This is a genomic window from Coleofasciculus sp. H7-2, assembly GCF_042747725.1.
GTDB lineage: Bacteria > Cyanobacteriota > Cyanobacteriia > Cyanobacteriales > FACHB-T130 > FACHB-T130.
This window is the reverse complement of the sequence record NZ_JBHZGO010000023.1, coordinates 39325-57072: the sequence shown is the minus strand read 5'-3', so window position 1 is coordinate 57072 and position 17748 is coordinate 39325. Positions and strand designations below refer to the sequence as shown.

The 17748-nt window shown below is 48.1% G+C and carries 19 protein-coding genes and 1 tRNA gene; 6 read left to right on the top strand and 14 right to left on the bottom strand.

Annotated elements, in window-relative coordinates; translation table 11 throughout:
- Window positions 1-70: 70 nt before the first annotated feature.
- The 5 genes from ACFW2W_RS04020 to ACFW2W_RS04000 form a co-directional block, all read right to left on the bottom strand.
- Window positions 71-256 carry a PCP reductase family protein gene (locus tag ACFW2W_RS04020; protein WP_190430618.1) on the bottom strand — a complete coding sequence of 62 codons (186 nt, stop codon included), beginning with the start codon at window positions 254-256 and terminating at the stop codon, window positions 71-73.
- Between the two features lie 125 nt (window positions 257-381).
- On the bottom strand, window positions 382-1527 hold the full coding sequence (locus ACFW2W_RS04015) for a hypothetical protein (RefSeq protein ID WP_378173649.1): 1146 nt from the start codon (window positions 1525-1527) through the stop codon (window positions 382-384).
- 380 nt (window positions 1528-1907) lie between these two features.
- The gene (locus tag ACFW2W_RS04010) at window positions 1908-2687 is read right to left on the bottom strand and encodes a photosystem II S4 domain protein (RefSeq protein WP_378173646.1); all 780 of its coding nucleotides are present in this window, start codon (window positions 2685-2687) and stop codon (window positions 1908-1910) included.
- Between the two features lie 284 nt (window positions 2688-2971).
- Window positions 2972-3487, bottom strand: a complete 516-nt coding sequence (locus ACFW2W_RS04005) for a hypothetical protein (RefSeq protein ID WP_378173644.1) — start codon at window positions 3485-3487, stop codon at window positions 2972-2974.
- Window positions 3488-3645: 158 nt separating this feature from the next.
- Window positions 3646-3879: a hypothetical protein gene (locus ACFW2W_RS04000; RefSeq protein ID WP_378173641.1), complete on the bottom strand. Its 234-nt coding sequence runs from the start codon at window positions 3877-3879 to the stop codon at window positions 3646-3648.
- 83 nt (window positions 3880-3962) lie between these two features.
- On the opposite strand from ACFW2W_RS04000, the gene serA reads away from it, so the two are divergent.
- Both serA and prmA read left to right on the top strand, forming a co-directional pair.
- Complete coding sequence (gene serA / locus ACFW2W_RS03995; protein WP_378173638.1) at window positions 3963-5543, top strand: phosphoglycerate dehydrogenase; 1581 nt, start codon at window positions 3963-3965, stop codon at window positions 5541-5543.
- 238 nt (window positions 5544-5781) lie between these two features.
- Window positions 5782-6672 (top strand): 50S ribosomal protein L11 methyltransferase, encoded by an 891-nt coding sequence (prmA, locus tag ACFW2W_RS03990; RefSeq protein ID WP_378173635.1) that lies wholly within the window; start codon window positions 5782-5784, stop codon window positions 6670-6672.
- Window positions 6673-6884: 212 nt separating this feature from the next.
- Here the strand turns inward: prmA and cobA are convergent, their stop codons facing one another.
- The 5 genes from cobA to ACFW2W_RS03965 all read right to left on the bottom strand — a co-directional run bounded on the left by cobA (window position 6885) and on the right by ACFW2W_RS03965 (window position 11723).
- Complete coding sequence (cobA, locus tag ACFW2W_RS03985) at window positions 6885-7697, bottom strand: uroporphyrinogen-III C-methyltransferase (RefSeq protein ID WP_378173632.1); 813 nt, start codon at window positions 7695-7697, stop codon at window positions 6885-6887.
- On the bottom strand, window positions 7694-8524 hold the full coding sequence (locus tag ACFW2W_RS03980) for a sirohydrochlorin chelatase (protein WP_378174060.1): 831 nt from the start codon (window positions 8522-8524) through the stop codon (window positions 7694-7696). The genes cobA and ACFW2W_RS03980 overlap by 4 nt, the downstream gene beginning before the upstream one ends.
- A gap of 248 nt (window positions 8525-8772) precedes the next feature.
- On the bottom strand, window positions 8773-9462 hold the full coding sequence (locus tag ACFW2W_RS03975; RefSeq protein ID WP_378173629.1) for a manganese catalase family protein: 690 nt from the start codon (window positions 9460-9462) through the stop codon (window positions 8773-8775).
- Window positions 9463-9747: 285 nt separating this feature from the next.
- Window positions 9748-11163, bottom strand: a complete 1416-nt coding sequence (locus ACFW2W_RS03970) for a GUN4 domain-containing protein (protein WP_378173626.1) — start codon at window positions 11161-11163, stop codon at window positions 9748-9750.
- 179 nt (window positions 11164-11342) lie between these two features.
- Window positions 11343-11723, bottom strand: a complete 381-nt coding sequence (locus tag ACFW2W_RS03965) for a DUF4359 domain-containing protein (protein ID WP_378173623.1) — start codon at window positions 11721-11723, stop codon at window positions 11343-11345.
- Window positions 11724-11844: 121 nt separating this feature from the next.
- Here ACFW2W_RS03965 and ACFW2W_RS03960 point away from each other — a divergent pair.
- A tRNA-His gene (locus tag ACFW2W_RS03960) sits at window positions 11845-11917 on the top strand.
- A 154-nt stretch (window positions 11918-12071) separates the two neighbouring features.
- On the opposite strand, the gene ACFW2W_RS03955 is transcribed toward ACFW2W_RS03960, so the two are convergent.
- Entirely contained in the window at window positions 12072-12389 is a 318-nt protein-coding gene (locus ACFW2W_RS03955; RefSeq protein WP_378173620.1) for a YkvA family protein, read from the bottom strand.
- A gap of 214 nt (window positions 12390-12603) precedes the next feature.
- Here ACFW2W_RS03955 and ACFW2W_RS03950 point away from each other — a divergent pair, with 214 nt between their 5' ends.
- From ACFW2W_RS03950 to ACFW2W_RS03940, 3 genes are all read left to right on the top strand, one after another.
- Window positions 12604-13287 (top strand): MotA/TolQ/ExbB proton channel family protein, encoded by a 684-nt coding sequence (locus ACFW2W_RS03950; RefSeq protein ID WP_378173617.1) that lies wholly within the window; start codon window positions 12604-12606, stop codon window positions 13285-13287.
- A 103-nt stretch (window positions 13288-13390) separates the two neighbouring features.
- On the top strand, window positions 13391-14059 hold the full coding sequence (locus ACFW2W_RS03945) for a biopolymer transporter ExbD (RefSeq protein WP_378173614.1): 669 nt from the start codon (window positions 13391-13393) through the stop codon (window positions 14057-14059).
- A 106-nt stretch (window positions 14060-14165) separates the two neighbouring features.
- Window positions 14166-14561: a phage holin family protein gene (locus ACFW2W_RS03940; RefSeq protein WP_378173611.1), complete on the top strand. Its 396-nt coding sequence runs from the start codon at window positions 14166-14168 to the stop codon at window positions 14559-14561.
- A gap of 158 nt (window positions 14562-14719) precedes the next feature.
- Here the strand turns inward: ACFW2W_RS03940 and ACFW2W_RS03935 are convergent, their stop codons facing one another.
- The 3 genes from ACFW2W_RS03935 to ACFW2W_RS03925 form a co-directional block, all read right to left on the bottom strand.
- Window positions 14720-16552, bottom strand: a complete 1833-nt coding sequence (locus tag ACFW2W_RS03935; RefSeq protein ID WP_378173608.1) for an aspartate kinase — start codon at window positions 16550-16552, stop codon at window positions 14720-14722.
- A 393-nt stretch (window positions 16553-16945) separates the two neighbouring features.
- Entirely contained in the window at window positions 16946-17326 is a 381-nt protein-coding gene (locus ACFW2W_RS03930; RefSeq protein ID WP_378173605.1) for a type II toxin-antitoxin system VapC family toxin, read from the bottom strand.
- Window positions 17316-17564: a hypothetical protein gene (locus tag ACFW2W_RS03925; protein ID WP_378173602.1), complete on the bottom strand. Its 249-nt coding sequence runs from the start codon at window positions 17562-17564 to the stop codon at window positions 17316-17318. Before ACFW2W_RS03925 ends, ACFW2W_RS03930 begins: the two co-directional genes overlap by 11 nt.
- Window positions 17565-17748 lie beyond the last annotated feature (184 nt).

Here is a 17748-nt window from a genome sequence, read left to right as displayed (position 1 = left end):
TAAAAATTATTGTCATGCTGTAGCTTGCTTCCGAAAGATGCCACGCTACTACGCAAGCCAAATTCGTTTATTACTGCCCAAATTCTAGCCGCGCCTGCTCCACTAAATCAGCGGTGACAACTTCCAAACCCCCTGCACGAGCGATCTGCTCAATTCGCTGACGCGCTTGGGAACGAACAAAAAAAGGAATATTTTTCAGCTTTGCCTTTGCTTCCGGCGTCCACTGTAAAACATCTGTAAAATCAGAATCGCGCATGGCACACCAGCCCTTAGCTATCAGCCGGTCGGCTTTTAGCTGGTAAACTTAATCGCATTTTATCAAGTTGCGATCGCGATCGCGTATGCCGCTCCTCGCGCCATGACACACCAGCTTTAGGAGAATCAATTCTTTGGCTGAGCTTGCTTTAGTTTCTTCTGTGCCGATTGCAGCAGTTGTTGGGCTTCTCGATAGTCGCTTGTGCCTGGTTTGACCATTTTCAACTGATGGATAATTTCTTGCATCTGGCTGAATATCTGGTTGCGATCGACTTGGGAACTATCTTTGGGTATAGACACCAGCAAAGCGTTGATTTGTTGTTGAACATTATTGAAGGCTTCGTGAGACTCGCGTTCTGCTTTCAATCGAATTTGCACGGTGTCTAAATTAGTCTGGTACGTTACCAGTAACTTTTGCGCTTCCACATAGTCAACGTCTTCCGCGCGAATGTTTTGCAGCCGTTCAATTGCCTTGCCCCACAAGTTTTCAAGTTGTTGCCACCGCTGTGCTGTATGGGGTGGATTCTGCCCAGCTTTAGCAGCAGCGAAGGCAAATTGCTTGGCACCTTCGATTAACTTGCTGGTGTGTCCCTGAGCCTGGTTTTGCTGTGAAAGCTGGTTCTTTATCTGCTCCAGTCGAAAATGAATCGAGGCTGTTTGCTCATTAGGGATTGTCTGCGTATCATATCCGCTAACATAGCGCCGACCCTTGCGGTTGTAAGAGTATCGCCGGGAGGAGACTGTATCTGAAACAGGCAGATAATCGATTTGTTTTTTGGCTTCACTTAATTTATTTTCGCCCAATGCCAAATCTGTTGCGGTCTTGGCTTGGTTAATTAATTCTTCTGCTTTTTCTAAAGATGCGATCGCTTCCTGATAGCGATCTTCTGTACTCATGGGAGCATTTTGTCCCACTGGCTGATGAGCTGTGGGAGATAGCAAAATTGCCAAAACAAGCGTCCCAGTTCCCCCAACTAGCAACACAGTCCCTCCAACTACCGCACAGCCAGCTAATTTGATTGCGCCGAATATTCCCAGCGGACGGTTGGCTTTTGCTGCCGCTAGCAGTGCCTTCTGGCTGAAGTTTGCATAGGTGGAGATGACGATCTTCCGCAGTTCTTCTAAGGAGGCAGGTGAGCCTGGTTGCGATCGCAGTTTTTCTAATTCCTCTAGTACAAGCTGCTGCTCCATTTGACTTAGAGGATCATTACCAGCGCATTTCTTCACTTCCGCACGGAGGATTTGAAAGGCGCGATTGTTGAGACGGGACATAAACTACACCTAGCAACTCATCTTAGTGTTCCCGTAACTGACTGGAAAATCCCACAAATCAGATTCGCGCAGTGGTTCCCAGAAACTCGCTCAGATGGCAATAACATCTGCTCAGCGTGCAGACGGTGCAGCTCTTATTCCAAAACATCTCCCGCTTTGCTAGACAGTAGAACACGCTTAGTTGAACTAATATCTTCAGGACTCGCCGCACATCACCACATCTGAGGGCAACCACAGGGGGATTGAACCCGAAAAAACGCTGTATGTATAAGCTTTGCGTAAGTCCCGATCTTGCCCCTAGCGAATTATATTTGCTAGGGGCAATCTTTTTAGGAAAGATAAAGTTCCGACTTAGGGTTGAAGATTAAAGATGGCAATCTTTAGATAAACCGTGTCAACTGCACGCGGTAACGTTCTTTTTTAGTGACCGCAATTTCCCCAATCTCTAGCCGTCCTTTGCCGCGAATCGCAATTAAGTCTCCAGACTTAAGAATATGACTTGCCTGGGTGACTTCTTTCCAATTCACTCGCACATCACCGCCGTCAATAAAATCAACCATTTTGCTGCGAGACATTCCAAAGCCAGCGGAAGCGATCGCATCCAGCCTCAAAGAAGCCTCAACCGTGGTCAATTCTTTCTTTTTCGGTTCCCGAATTTTTAACTCGCTCAACTCAATTTGCCGGGTTTTCACCGGGACGGAACGCACCTGATTGAGATGCATTCCCAAAAACTCCACCATTTCTGGAACGACAATCGCCTGCGCTCCTTGCTCTCCCAGCACAATCACGTCGCCAGTTTTTTCGCGCACAATCCCACACCCCAACATTGCGCCGAGGAAGTCTCGGTGGGTGGATTGGTCAAACAAAAAATTACCGGCAATATCGATAGCAGCAATAGAGACTTGTGACGAATCGAGGGGCAATTCTGCACGCGCGATCGCAATTCTCTGTCGTTCAGCTTGCGGATAACCTCCCCAAGCGACCAGTTGGACTTCTGTTAAACGATTAAACGCTTGCTGAATCTCAACCAGTTCTGGAGGAGACAGAAAATCCGTAAACACCACTTCCCAAGTTTTAATTGCTTGATCCGCTTGGTCGATAACACGCGCCACAGTCTCTCGATTTTCGACTCCTTTGAGGAGTTCTTCCCTTGGCAACATACAGCAGATGCTTGATTGAGGTGAAACTGTCTTGATTCTATCGTTGCAATTATGATCCAATGTTTTAGCGATCGCCGTACCGAAACTTTGAGACGGTTCTACCCAAACCGATTATCGAGCCGACAAGCGCAACTCCCAAACAAGTTAGCAATATTTGCATCTATACCACCTCCCAGTGACTTGCGCTCAGGCTGGTACTTAAAGTAACAACGTTCTGTTGATTACTTTCTCTGTCCGTGGATGGAAGCCCCAGCCAGCTCAAACGCTTGGGAGATGTTTATTTTCTAGACTCCCTCTGAGTCAACGTAGCCTTGAATATTTTCTGGCTCAAACTGACGGAGAATCCGAGTAGCTTGGCGGGTGATCGTTTCGGAAGCTTTCACGACAATCAGATACTTACCGGCATTGAGGCGATTGCGGTAAGGCAAGGCGTCACCACTCCCCAGTGCCAAGCCTACCCCACCTCCCACAAACAAGCTACCCATCGCACCAGAGGCGGCACCTAAAAGTCCAGCAATCAGGTAATTGCCGATTTGACCCGCCCAGGCAAAGGTTTCTAAACCCGTGGTGATGTTGAAAGCTACTCCAGCGAAGAATCCAAAGGGGATCAGCCAATAAGCCATCAGCTTTGATTGCTTTTTAGCTTGCTCATTAGGGTCAATTAAGCCAAATTCATCAGCGCTTTTGTATCCTCTGCCCAGGATACTGACTTTTTTCATCGGTAAGCCTTCTTTCTCTAAAGCGGAATAGGCGGCTTCTGCCTGGATGCGGTCTGGCAGTACGGCGACGAGATAATTCATAGCGATTCGTTAAATGCTGAGATAGCCTTAGTTAAAGCCTAGCAGTGCAGGGACAGCAAATCTTCTACCGTAATTAGGATGCACAAGTGCGATCGCGAAGCGCAGAAAAAGTCAGTTCGCGCGATGCTGACGCTGAGGCTGTGTTTTGTTTCCTTGGGCTATCGGCGAGAAGCACTTCGCCCACGCGAATGAAAGTTAAAAACTTTCAGCCAACTAGCCGTACAAAGACACCTGATACAGTTAAAATGACCTTCTGCCTCTGTTGTTCGTGGTGGCGAGTGATTAGACGCGATGCCTAAGCCAACTCCCATCAAGCAAGCCTGCTCCCAAGGTTTTACCTGCACGCGATCGCGTAATGCCAGGGAGCGCTCCTGGCGAAGTGTATGCAACACAACGTGCGACTTGCGGTCTTGACCTTTTAAGAGTCGTGCGTGCGTGTCGCGATGAAATTTTTATCTAGACTCACCTGCCGATCATGTCCAAGGTTCTTGTTTCCGATCCCATAGACCAAGTTGGAATAGACATCCTCTCCCAGGTTGCCCAAGTTGATATTAAAACAGGTCTTTCTCCAGAAGAACTGGTGCGAATTATGCCAGAGTATGACGCTCTGATGATTCGTTCTGGAACCCACGTCACCAAAGAAATTATCGAAGCTGGCACCCAGCTAAAAATCATTGGTCGTGCTGGAGTTGGCGTCGATAATGTCGATGTTACAGCCGCCACCCGACAAGGAATTGTGGTGGTCAATTCCCCCGAAGGCAATACAATTGCAGCGGCAGAACACGCCTTGGCAATGATGCTATCGCTCTCCCGTTATATCCCCGATGCCAATCAGTCGGTGAAAAGCACTCAGTGGGATCGCAAGAGTTTTATCGGCGCTGAAGTTTACAAGAAAACGCTGGGTGTTGTCGGTTTGGGGAAAATTGGTTCCCATGTCGCCAGCGTTGCCAAAGCGATGGGGATGAAACTGCTAGCTTACGATCCCTTCATTTCGGTAGAACGGGCTTCGGAACTAGGTTGTCGTCTGGTAGAGCTGGATTTGCTGTTTCAGGAATCAGACTACATTACCCTGCACATTCCCAAAACTCCAGAAACGACTCACCTAATTAACGCCGAAGCGATCGCTAAAATGAAACCCACGACGAGGATTATCAATTGTGCCCGTGGTGGCATTATTGATGAGACAGCCTTGGCGGAGGCTCTGAAAGCTGGCAAAATTGCTGGGGCGGCGTTGGACGTTTTTGAGACAGAACCTCTCGGCGAGTCGGACTTGCGATCGCTGGGGAAAAATCTCATCCTCACTCCCCACTTGGGAGCCTCTACAGCAGAAGCGCAGGTAAATGTCGCCATTGATGTTGCCGAGCAGATTCGGGATGTCCTGCTGGGGCTACCAGCGCGTTCAGCAGTGAATATTCCAGGCTTGCGTCCTGACGTATTGGAAAAACTCAGACCTTATCTTCTCTTGGCGGAAACCCTGGGTCATTTAGTCGGGCAACTGGCTGGAGGACGGATTGAGTTGTTGAATATCAGCTTGCAGGGAGAATTGGCAACCAATCAAAGTCAGCCTCTCATCGTGGCAGCACTCAAAGGGCTGCTCTCTCAAGCGTTGCGAGAGCGAGTGAACTACGTCAATGCCAGTATTGAGGCAAAGGAGCGGGGAATTCGCGTGATTGAAACGCGGGATGCCTCGATTCGAGATTATTCGGGTTCGCTGCAACTGGCGGCGAGGGGTTCGCTAGGAGAACACTCTGTTACTGGGGCTTTGTTGGGCGATAACGAAATTCGGATCACCAGCATTGATGATTTTCCCATCAACGTCCCCCCCACTTCTAATATGCTGTTTACGCTGCACCGCGATATGCCAGGAATTATTGGGAATATTGGTTCCCTATTGGGCAGCTTTAATGTCAATATTGCCAGTATGCAGGTGGGTCGTAAAATCGTGCGCGGTGATGCAGTGATGGTGTTAAGCCTGGACGATCCCCTACCTGAGGGAATTTTGGCGGAAATTCTCAAGATTCCCGGCATTCGAGATGCCTATACGGTAACTTTATAAGTGCTGAGGACTGAGGACTGAGGACTGAGTATGAAGAAAAGAGGTACAAAAAGAGTAAATTCTTTTTAATTTCTCTTTACTGTAATTCCTAAGCTCTACGCTCTAACCTTCCTTAGTCCTCAGTCCTGATGTATGGCAATTGCGAATTTTCGGCTTGGGTGGGGAAATTTTGCTAACCTTCCTTAGTCCTCAGCCCGTGCTTCGCACCGCGCGTGCTAACAGTCCTCAGTCCTGATGTATGGCAAACACCTGGTGGGAAATTCAAGTTCTCTGCGACCCAGCCTTAGAAGATTTAATCTTCTGGCGGCTGGAAAAATTTGGCTGTCGCGGTACATCCATTGAGGTCAAAGGACACTCGTGCCTGGTATGTGGTTATTTATCCGCACTCCAAGCGCAGTTATTGGATTTGGCAGCGCTGTCTCTGTGGCTGCGTCAAGATGCGCTGAATGTGGGAATGCCGATGCCGGTGATGGATTGGCATTTAATTGATGAGGAGGATTGGGCAAGTAGCTGGAAGCAATACTGGCAACCTCAAGAAGTTGGCGATCGCTTATTAATCTACCCCGCCTGGTTGCCCCCTCCAGAGCAGACGGAACGGCTTACCCTACGCCTCGATCCCGGAGCCGCTTTTGGCACCGGCACCCATCAGACGACTCAGCTGTGTCTGGAAGCATTGGAAATGCGATTGGGGTTGGGCACCCCCGATATCGTCGTGGCAGATATTGGTTGTGGTTCTGGCATTCTCTCAATTGCCGCGATGCTGTTAGGTGCCGAAAGAGTTTATGCCGCAGATATTGACCCGATGGCGGTACGAGCCACTCACAGCAACCGAGAACTCAACAAAATTAGCCCCGAACAGTTGATTGTGGAGCAAGGCAGTATCGAGCGCTTGATGGAACTGATAGATGAGCCGGTCGATGGCATTCTTTGCAATATTCTAGCGGAGGTGATTATCGATTTGATCCCGCAGATGACAGAGATGGCTAAACCCAGCACTTGGGGGATTATTAGCGGCGTTTTGCTGGAACAAGCCAAACCAATTGCCGATACTTTAGAGCAACACGATTGGATTGTTGCCACCCTCTGGCGGCGTCAAGAGTGGTGCTGCTTTAATATTCGGCGCTCATAAATTAGGACTGAGGAGTGAGGAGTCAGGACTGAGTGCTGAGGACTGAGGACTGAGTGAGGAGTGCAGAGTCAGAACTCAGGACTTAGTAATTAATCACTCATAGCTTTTTATAGCTTTTTACTCAGTCCTCAGCCCTCAGTCCTGACTCCTCAGTCCTCAGTCCTGACTCCTCAGTCCTCAGTCCTGACTCCTCAGTCCTCAGTCCTGACTCCTCAACCCTCAACCCTTAATCTGTGCGGACGACATCCTGATAGAATCTGGTGCATATTCACGACTGCACCAATAATGGCGATCGCGGGTGCCCCAAATCCAGTCGCCTCAACTTGCGCCACAATCGTGTCTAAGGTGCCAATGAGTTCTTCCTGTTCCGGTCGAGTTCCCCAGCGCACCAACGCCACTGGCGTCTCTGGGCTTAAGCCTGCTGTCTGAAGTTGTTCCGTAATGTAGGGTAAGTTGTGAACGCCCATGTAGATGACAATGGTTTCGGAACCCTGGGCGATCGCTTGCCAGTTCACAGCAGGTCGATACTTCCCGGCGGATTCGTGTCCGGTAACAAATGTCACCGAGGAGCTATAAGCGCGGTGAGTTAAAGGGATTCCTGCATAAGCGGGTGCTGCAATCCCAGATGTCACCCCCGGTACTACTTCCACCGGCACTCCCGCATTTACTAAGTCTTCCATCTCCTCGCCGCCACGACCAAACACAAAGGGATCGCCACCTTTGAGGCGCACCACGATTGCCTCAGTTTGTGCTTTTTCAATTAACAGTTGAGTCGTCTCTTCCTGCAATAGGGAATGACGCCCCATCCGCTTTCCAGCGTCAATTTTTTCGGCTTGGGGATTAATCATTGCCAAAATTTGGGGACTTACCAGAGCGTCGTAAACTACGACATCGGCACACTCCAACAGCCCTTTCCCTTTGAGGGTTAACAAACCGGGATCTCCCGGCCCTGCACCCACTAGATATACTTTACCCAAACACGTTCTCCTGTTTACCTGTGTGTTCTCTGTAAGTGTGAGGTTCATTGACTTCTCAAATCCCAAATTAAATCCGCTAATTCCGCACTAGCGCCGATTGGTTCAGCCATCTGGAGTTTTGCCGAGGGAAACTGCTGGGATAATCGCTCAACTGTTTGAGCGATCGCATCCGTAATTCCCCCAGCAAATAGAAAATAAGGCAGGATGGCGATTTTCTCCTTCCCCGCCTCAACAAACGCTTTCACCCTGTCCTCTAGGCTGGGTGGCACCGACCAGTAAGCAGGCACTGCTTCCAAAGTCCTTGCAATTGTCTCTACTGGCTGATTTCCCCCGCTACGGCGGCTTCCGTGAGCTAAGAGAATTCGGGCGTCTGCTGTTATCGAAGCGAATTGACTGGCTAACAGACGACTCAAGCCAAGGTGAGTCCCTAAGTGAGGACAAATGTCAAGTTTTAATTTAGAGCCAAACGCGGCTTGAGCGATCGCTACTTCTTCTGGGATATCCTCCATTACATGAACTCCCGGCAGTAGAAATAGCGGCAACACCTGAATGCAGTGGTACTCAGATGCAACAGCGCGATTCTGCTTCACAGACGCTACGCGATCGCCAAATTGCCGAATTTGCTCGTGCAACGGCTGGGTTGCCAATTCAAGCACTGCTGTACCTACCAGTGGTTCTTGTAGAAACGCAAAATTTCGCGTCTCTAGCATCGGCGGCGCAGCCAAGCGGCGAACTGGTTGAGATGCCTGCACCCAGGCAATATCCGACCGCCGCACCTTCTCGTAGATCAGGGTTGCCAGCTGTTCTACAGCGGCTTGGGGGCGAGGGTCGCGGCTTCCGTGAGAGACCAGTAGATAGGCAGATGACTTGGGCAAGAGCGTAACTAAAAGCTTTTGAGCAGTTTCTTTATTCAATTTGATATCTTTTCTAGCAACAATTTCTGTATCAATCGTTTCCAATTGACAATTTATCCTGGTGGTTTACCAATTTGGGCACCGCTGAGGGTTAGAAGATTTCTAATATTATTAATAACTTATTCATAAAAATAGAGCCACTGGACTACACCTCCCAGTGACTCTATTTTTTCTAATTGACTTCTGCCGCTGACTGTTTACTGTTTAACTTACTGTTTAACTTCAGCAGATGGATCGGCGATATACTGGAAATCTGGCTCCGAGTTCCAAGGCCCACGCTCATCTTTACCATTCGTAGACAAGTTGAAGTAAAGATTGACAGTTTCATCAGGCTGGATATTGCCAAAGAAAGGATCGGTCAATTTACCCAACGAAGAAAGCGCATTCATGAACATCTTCGTATGAGAAATTTCGCGGGTCAGCAAATGTACCAAGGTGTCTTTCGTCCCTTGATCTGGAGCCATTTTGATCAACTCCTCATAGGTTTGACGCGCCCCAGCTTCAGCGGCAAGATTTGCCCTCAGATCGCGCACAACATCGCCACCTTCATTGATATACGCCGCTGTCCAAGCGCTTCCCTGGCTATCTAAAAAGTGTGGCCCCATGCCGCGTACAGCGAAAAGCGTACTCCTGTAAGCTTCTGTTTGATCGACATTCTTGGTGTGTGATTCGATCAGTTTGCCCACCATTTCTAAGTGGCTGAACTCTTCGATGGCAATATCTTGGAGCATATCCCGAATACCGGGATTTTCGCAGTGAAAGGACTGCACCCAATACTGTAAAGCGGCTGTTAATTCACCCGTTGCTCCCCCAAACTGCTCTAGCAGCAGCTGGGCAAAACGTGGATTAGGCTCTTTGATACTAACAGTATGGATGGGTTCTTTTTTATGGAAAAACACGAATCAATTCCTCCCCTCTATTTGCCGGATCGCTGAGTGTTTACCAAGATTTTTTGTAAAGAAATTCTAAAAAAGCAATTCTTTTTCTTTTACAAATCAAGGTATATAGCCATACTTTAGATCGGGTATCAAATCTATTCCTGCCTCATCAGGTAGACTTAATTGGGGGATTCTTCTATAACCAGAGGAGGACACAAAAAACCAAATTTAAATGAGCCAATTTTTTAGCTAAAACCGTTCCAATCGCTCAACCGAGGATGAAAATAGCCGAGAAGGCAGAAAAAACTAAGCGATACTGCACTGTTCTAGTTTCCCAGCCATTGCACTGGCGTGACGCCACCATTCATAACCACCCACCCACCGCCGCGATGGCAGATGTCCGATGGGTGCCTTGTCGCTAAATTTTAAACCAGAGTCAGCAACATACGGGTTGTGGGTAGACCAGCCAACGCGATCGCAAAAATTGCTATATTCTCCCCCAACCTCTAGAAAAATTTGCTTTTGCACGCTGAAGCCAAAGCGCCCCTGGCTGTACTTTATCCATAACTGGTCAATTGTCCATAAATCCTCGCAAGGAAACTTTTGAATATCGCTGTTGAATAGATAGTTATTGCTTGACTTGCCGACTACCAGACACATCACTACCCAGGTTTCTTGGTCGGCTTCTTTCCATTTCTTTTTAGCGAGTAAATCCCGCAATTTTGTATAGTCAACTCCGACTTCTGAATTCAAAGCACTACCACCCAATCGTTGAGATTGAGTTGGAACTAGGGGTGTAGGACTGGGGTTTAAATTCTGCTGTACCGCTTGCAAGGCAGAGACACCGTCTTGGTAGCGATCTTTAATATTATTTTGCAGCAGCCGATCCAAAATTTGACCCAGGCGATCGCTGACCTTTCTCTCCTTGGGCAAAAAATCGCGCCACCCCCACCCGTTATTCATAATGTCATACATCTTCAGGGGCGGAACGCCAGTTAGCAAGTAAATACAAGTGACGCCCAGACTGTAGAGGTCGCTGGAAGGAAAGGCTTTACCCCGCGTTTGTTCGGGTGCCATATAATCCGGGCTACCGACAATCGTGCCGGTGTTGAACAAAGCAGTATCGGTGAATAGTTTGGCAATCCCAAAATCGATCAAGATCAACTGACCTTCCCTTTCTCCTGGGGAAGAGGAGGTTGAGGGGGTGCGTCGGATAATATTCGCTGGCTTAATGTCTCGGTGAATTACCCGATGTTCGTGGATATATTGCAAAACTGGCAACAAATCCTGCAAAAATTCCCAAATCTGCGTTTCGTTATAAATGTCCCGTCGCTGCAATTCCTCCGCTAGAGTGTGTCCGGAAATCAACTCCTGCACTAAATACAGTTGCTGCTGCTGTTCAAAGTGGGCTAATAGGGAGGGAATTTGCGGATGTTTCCCCAGTTCATTGAGGTGTATCGCTTCCTGACGAAATAAGGAAACTACCTTTCTAAAATTGGCTGGATCTTGCTGTGGGAAGCAGAGTTGCTTGATGACACAACTGGGTTTGGAGGGAATATGCTCATCCACCGCCAAAAAAGTTCTCCCCATACCGCCTTTGCCGATTGGTTTGACTGGGCGATAGCGGTCTTTAAGCAATAACACTTGCCCGCAACACAGACAAAATCTTTGATCGGAAGGATTTTGGGGTTTTTGACATCCAGAGCCAACACAGTAGATCATGGCAGCCGCGATCGCCCTCCCTGTTGATGTTCATCTCTAAGATATCCTCAATTAGAGAGATGATCGCAAGGCGTATCTATTATATAGCTGAGTAAAGCTGTCAACTCGCAGCGTTACCCGGTTCTCAGCACTTTAAGAGCGATCGCGCATCTTCAAGCAAATATTCGCCGCCAAGAAGATTATTGCTTCTCGGCCTGGTAAATATAGAAATTGTCGAACGCTCCCACCGATTCAAAATGATAAGAAGGCAAGAACGAACTAACCGCCAAATCGGTGCGGTAAATGCTAAAGAAGATAAAATTTTGCCGATGTGTAGTTTCGGCAATCAGCTGCTTAACTTGCGGACTTCCTGTCTCGACTAATAAACTGCATTGACGCTTCAAAAAACTATCGAAGTTTTCTGGAGCTTTTTCACAAACATTGTCTTTTATGTACACCGTTAGTTGCTGTAAGGCAAATTCTTCGTACTCATCCTGACTGGGATTGGTCAGCGCCATCGCTACACCCACTCCAGCCAAGGCGACTCCCGCAATCGTTGTAATAACCTGTAAACCCTTCATGGGATGTTAAAACCATTATTGTGTAGCCTTTGACTACGGCGATCGCAGTCTGAGTTCCAGGTTAACTGACGAAAGACTGGATCAACTGGCAAGCACAATGCTATATTAAAAATCTGAAATGGCGAGCGTAGCCAAGTGGTTAAGGCAGTGGATTGTGATTCCACCACTCGGGGGTTCAAGTCCCCTCGTTCGCCCTGGCTCTTTCTTGTACAGACGTAGATCGTCCGTCTCTCGAAAGTCTATCGCTTTTGGGTGCGACTACTACAAACAAAGACCCCTCCCAGTGTTGCAGCCCACCGAATACGGCTGCAACACTGGGAGGGGTTATTAATATTTTTGTGGAACACACTACTTGACGGGAACAGCCTTTACATCAACCGTGTCTGAATTGGCAGTTGAGCCAACACCTGCGACATCCGCTTCCGCCACCACTTCCTCGTCACGAGACTTGAGGCGTTGAGCTAGCATTTGGGAAACCTCGGAAACCAGCAGTGTCAGAATCACACCATCGTCAATCCATCCGATGATCGGCAAGAAGTCGGGGGCAATATCAATCGGACTGAATAGATAGAGTAATGACCCTAGAATCACCCACCAGCGATACTTGGGATTGCGGATCGTGTTGCGATACCAGTTGTAAATTGATTGGATTGAAAAATTATTCATTATTTAATCCTCCAGTTATTTTTAATATTGACAAATCTACCAGCATTATGTAGGTGTGGATATCCACCCGAAGTTTGACTAGAAGATTCGACAACAGCGGGAGAACCTCGCCCTTTGGTTCAGACTGAATGACAATGCTTGTCTAAAATTGGAATGGCTTCAAGTTGTTAAAGAAAATTAAAAGCTTGGGGAGTGTAGGAGGAAAAAATCGACCGTGACTTTTCAAGAACTGATTGAGAAGGGTGGGCCAACGATGTGGCCTCTGCTGGCTTTATCGCTGCTGTCTCTGGGCACTATTTTTGAGCGCCTGTGGTTTTGGGCAAGAATCTTGACCAAAGAAAGAGAAACTGTGGATCGCGTGCTGGAAGCAGCAACTCGCAACTGGGGAGTTGCCACTGAAATTGCTCACCAAGCTAGAAGACAGCCGATTGGGCGTTATCTATATGCTCCCTTACGACTCTCTGACCCCGATCCAGAAATGTTTAGGCTGGCACTGGAGGCAGCAGCAGACGAGGAATTAGCTTCAATGCGCCAGGGCGATAAAATCTTAGAAGCGGTGATTGCCCTGGCACCTCTACTAGGATTGCTGGGAACCGTATTGGGATTGATCAGATCCCTGAGTGGGATTCGCCTCGGCGATCTCGGAACGTCTTCAACCGCTGGAGTGACTCTAGGGATTAGCGAATCTCTAATCAGTACGGCAGCTGGGCTGATAGTCGCAATTACCAGCCTTGTCTTCTATCGACTGTTTCAAGGTTTTTTGTTTAACCAAGTCAAAATTTTCCGTAAAGCCGGAAATGAGCTGGAGTTAATGTACCGGCAGGAATGGCCCAAACTTGGTATCGATCGTCATCCGATGAAGGCGAAAGTAGAAACTTCAGATACGGCTGAATCCTAGAAGTCATTCGTCATTAGTCATTTGTCATGGGTTATTAGTCAGTAGCGAAGAATTAGGGACTAAGGACTCATGACTTTTTAAATTACCCCTGTTGTTTGAACTTATGAAGATTAACTTGGATGTTCCGGGTGATGACGCCCGAATTGAGATTATTCCGCTGATAGATGTCATCTTTTGTATCCTGACGTTCTTTCTGTTGGCTGGTTTGCAACTCACTCGTCAGCAAGCAATTAGTGTAGATTTACCCAAGGCTAGTAGCGGCACTCCGCAGATGCGAGAGATGTTGATGGTGAGCTTGGATGATTTTGGTCAAATCTACGTGGAACAACAGCAGATCAATTCAAAAGATCAGCTGACTCAGTCTTTGCAGAATTACCGCTCAACAAATCCCAATGGATTGATGGTGCTGTATGCTTCTCGGACTGCAAGTTACAACGATGTCATCCAGGTTTTGGATTTGCTGCGAGATGTGGGAGGCGATCGCGTGTCTTTAGCGACTCTACCCGGAGCCTCTGAAGCGGCGGCTGGCTCTAATACGCAGGTTCCTACGGCTCCCGGTACTCCCGGTTTAGCTCCCTATTCCGGCAACGCTCCCATCCAACCTTATAATCCCTATGCGCCACCCAGTCCATCAGCCAACCCATATAATTTGGGTCAGCCGCAATTGCCGGTGAATCCGGGACAAGCAGAGATTAATCCCACGATTCCCGGCACTATACCCGTGACACCGATTCCTGCTCCCCAAAGGACTGATTCTGCTCCCAAGAGGTAGAGACGATTCTGCCAATTTACAGAGGTCGAGGCGCAATTGTTCGTTTAAGGTAGGAGCATCAAAAGATTTTTTCACGCCTCAACTTCTGGATAGGAGGTTCATAAATATGGATTTAATCGATGTGTTAATTACCTGGTTGGTAACAGCTTCCAGTTTGTTGATTATTAGCAAGTTGCCACTAGGAGTTGAAATTGATAACCCAGGAATCGGCTATATTTCGGCAGCCGTTTTTGGGATTTTAAATGCAGCTATCAGTTTTGTATTTTTCACCTTGCCGAATACGCTAACATTTGGCATCTACGGATTTTTTGCCAAGATCCTGACTTTGGGTTTATTCTCTTTTACTCTCAATGTGATTGCACTGACATTAGCCGCTAGATTGATTACTGGCTTTCGTTTGGAAAAAGGGATTTGGAGTGCTGTCATCGGTGCGATCGCTCTCGCCGCTGTCAGTAGCTTTATTACCAGTGTCGTGATTGGTCAGCCAACAGCAATTGCGTAGGAAGTCGATCGAGGGGTAGGCATCAATTAGCGTAAAATGACCAACAACTTTAAAAACCCGTTTTCTTAGAGAAAACGGGTTTTTTGTTGCTCAGTTTTTCGGCTGGATATCTCCCAACCCCCGCTGAATTGGGGGGTTATGAAAATGTTGCAAGAAATTTAAGCGGGAACTTGGATTTTCTGGCTACCGGCAAGTCCAAAAGCGGCGTGGATGGCTTGTAAGGCGGTGACACCTTGATTTTCCGCGACGACGCAACTGATTTTTATTTCAGAAGTTGTAATCATCTGAATATTGATTTGGTGTTGGGAGAGCGCTTCAAACATTCGGGCGGCGACACCGGGTTGTCCGACCATACCGGAACCGACGATACTTACTTTAGCGATCGCTGTATCCACCAAAACTTCACCGCATCCTAAAGATGGTGCGAGTTTTTCGAGTGCTGCTTTCGCTTCTTGGGCATCTGCTTGGGCGACGGTGAAGGCAATATCGCGGGTCGCGATCCCATTCACCACGCGACAGCGTTGGGACTGGATAATCATATCCACGCTGATATTTTTCTGGGCTAAGAGTCCAAACACTTGAGCTGCCATCCCTGGACGATCGGGGATGTGGCGAATGGCGAGACGCGCTTGATTGAAATCGAGGGCAACACCTCGCACTGGGGGAGAGGAGTGCTGAGGACTGAGGACTGAGGACTGAGGAGAAATTCTGTTTTGTGGGACTGGGGAATTGTTCACCTCGAAGGTTTGGCACAACAGGGCGATCGCGCGATCACCATCATCCGCATCAATGACGCAACTAACTTTCACTTCCGAGGTGGAAATCATCTGAATATTGATCCCAGCACTAGAAAGTGTGGCGAACATCTGCGCCGCCACGCCGGGACGCCCAATCATTCCCGCACCAGCGATCGAGACTTTGGCAATTTGCCTGTCTACCATCACCTCGGCTTCTCCCTGTTCTGGGTTATTTTGGGTGCAAAGGGCGGGCGCGATCGCTGCGGCTACAGCTTCCGCCCGATTGATAACGTTTTTGCTAACCGTAAATGCAATATCGTTAGTATTGCCTTCGTGAATCGACTGGATAATTAGGTCAATATCTAAGGCTTGATGGGCAATTTCACCGAACAACCGCGCCGCCACGCCCGGATAATCTGGCACCCGCAACAGCGCTATTTTCGCTTGGTCGGTATCAAATTCTACCCCATCTACAGGACGGGCAATTTCTAAATCTTGGAGCGATCGCGGCTTGGGCATTGGAGAAACTACCCTAGTACCCGGATCGTCCGTCCAGCTGGAACGCACCACCAACTCTACGCCATAATTCCGGGCAATTTCCACAGCGCGGGGATGCAGCACCTTTGCCCCTAAGCTGGCTAACTCCAGCATTTCATCGGAGGTAATCTCCTCCATCAGCTGGGCTTGGGGCACTAACCGGGGATCGGTCGTAAAAATCCCCGGCACATCTGTGTATATTTCGCAACAGCTTGCTCGTAAAGCTGCCGCCAGTGCTACCGCCGAAGTATCGGAACCGCCGCGCCCCAAGGTGGTAATTTCCAACTCTTCGGTGCTGGTGATGCCTTGGAAACCCGCCACCACAACCACCTTACCGGCGTCTAAGTGACGTTCCATCCGCTGTGTCTGGATATGCAGAATCCGGGCGCGGGTGTGTTCGGCTTCGGTAACAATTCCGACCTGTGCGCCGGTGAGAGAAACCGCTGGCTGTCCCAATTCTTGCAACGCCATACTCAGCAGGGCGATAGAAACTTGCTCGCCAGTAGAGAGCAGCATATCCATTTCCCGACGACAGGGATTTGTAGAGATTTGGTTGGCTAATTTCACCAATCCATCAGTCGTCTTACCCATTGCCGAAACCACAACAACCAGCGAGTTGCCCATCTGGGCTGTTTTTAAAACCCGCTGAGCGACTGCCTGAATGCGTTCCACCGAACCAACTGAAGTGCCACCGTATTTCTGGACAATTAGCGCCATAATTATCTCACCAATCCTGCCTAGATATACCCACAGGCTAAAGCCTGAGGCTACACAAACCAAGCCTGCCTACGCGCGTAAGCACACCAAAGGTGCGATAGGCTGACACGGCAAGGCATCTTATCTTCTTTTAACCTAATTAAATTATCAGACTTGCCGGGACAAAACCGGCTGACTTTAGGTTGCGTTGGTTAATTATTGTGAGGCATCTATCGTGGGTAGTGCGTTAGAGATAAAGCGAAGCGCTTGGGGATTTTCAAGAAGAGGTGATTTCGCGGTTGCAGCAACAGGTTGAGCGGGAACGGTAACGGGTAGCAGAGATGGAGTCTTTGTTAGCTAAGTATCGGAACGCTTTGGCGAGTTGCCGGTAAATTAAAATAAGCGCGATCGCGTTTATACAAAACCGACAGTATCTAAATCAGGGACGTTCTGTAACTGAGTATCTGCTGTGACTAAACTCGCTCCAGATTCAATTGAAGTAGCGGCAATAAGTGCGTCGGGAAGTCGAAGACGATACTGTTGTCTCAGTTGAATTGTCAAATCAATCAAAGATGATTGACTTGATTCTATCCATACAACTTCAACGCGGTGCAAAAATTCATTGAATACTTGTCTATGTGCCTCAGTCAACCCGGCAAAAGCTAAGAACTCAATCTGACTGATAATTGAAATACCAACCCATTCAGCATCTTGCAGGAGTTGCGTTAACTGCTCATTCCCTTGAAGTAGAGCGATGATAGCATTTGTATCTAGTAGGTAACGCTCACCACGCATTTCGCATTTCTTTCTCAATAGCGACTGGATCGCCCGACAAGGTTAATTTGCCTGATAGATCAGAAAAATCATATTTTCGACTACTTGCCTTTTCTGGAGATGTCGGGTTAATGACCAAAACTAGCTCTACCTTTCCTGCTGGCAGTTGAGTCGGTACATCTAGGTGTAGATGTCCGTCTGGGTTAATTGTGCCAGTAAGTGTTAAGACTTGCATTCCGGTGCCTCCAAGTATTTCCATAGTAGCTTTGCTAAAGTATCAAGGTAGCGATCGCTCTTTTTACAACTTCACCCAATTTCATCAAATATTACTAATTAAGTAACAGCAGTAGTAAGTTGGTTTTGACGACAGTGAAGGAGCGATCGCACTAACATTTTTTATTTGTTAGCCATTAAGCAAGCGATCGCTTGCTTGACTGTGAATA